The sequence below is a fragment of the Neglectibacter sp. X4 genome, assembly GCF_009917365.1.
In the GTDB taxonomy this organism is placed as follows: Bacteria; Bacillota; Clostridia; order Oscillospirales; family Acutalibacteraceae; genus Acutalibacter.
On record NZ_QWLE01000290.1, the window covers coordinates 1 to 606 of the forward strand.

Genomic DNA, 606 nt, shown 5'->3' on the forward strand with positions numbered 1-606 from the left:
CATGTCAGGTTTGTACGTTTTAATACCACTGCCAATAGAATAATTCCGACGGCTTTGTGAAGCACATTTTCTCCAATTGCCGTTTTTTCCGGCCCGGCGGACTTCGGGACATTTTGTCCCAAAGTGTCCCCGGCCTTGATGCGCTGGAGCACCAGCGGGAGCTCCTCAAGGGAAATGCTCATGCCCCGCACGATGTCCACGATTTCCTCGTTCTCGGCCTCCTTGTGTTTCTGTTCCAGCTCTTTCAGCCGGGCCTGCTGGTCGCTGATTTTGCCCTTGACCTTTTCCATCTCGGCCATGATTTTTGCGCTCTTGCTTATCGCCATTGAAAACCTCCTTTTCATGGTAAACGCCCGTAGGCGTAGAAGTGGGCCTGCCAGTAGCTGCTGTTTAAGTTGGCGTAGCTGATAGGGTCGCCACAGTGCAGCATCATCCCGTCCCCCACATAGATGCCACAGTGGGAGACTCCCGGGGTGTCATAGGTTCCCTTGAAAAAAACCAAATCTCCGGGGCGCGGGGAACTGGTTCTGGTGCAGATGTTGTAAAGCCCCTGGGCCCCCAGCCGCCCCACGTTCCAGCCGGAATGATTGACTACCCACGAAACAA

The 606-nt window shown here is 54.5% G+C and carries 1 protein-coding gene and 1 pseudogene; both read right to left on the reverse strand.

The genetic code is table 11. The features are described from left to right. Positions 1–83: 83 nt before the first annotated feature. Positions 84–326: pseudogene (locus D1841_RS18175) on the reverse strand (DUF4315 family protein); the annotation flags it as partial. A gap of 14 nt (positions 327–340) precedes the next feature. Beyond that, on the reverse strand, positions 341–606 hold a 266-nt coding region (locus tag D1841_RS18180; RefSeq protein WP_160645015.1), incomplete at its 5' end, for a C40 family peptidase.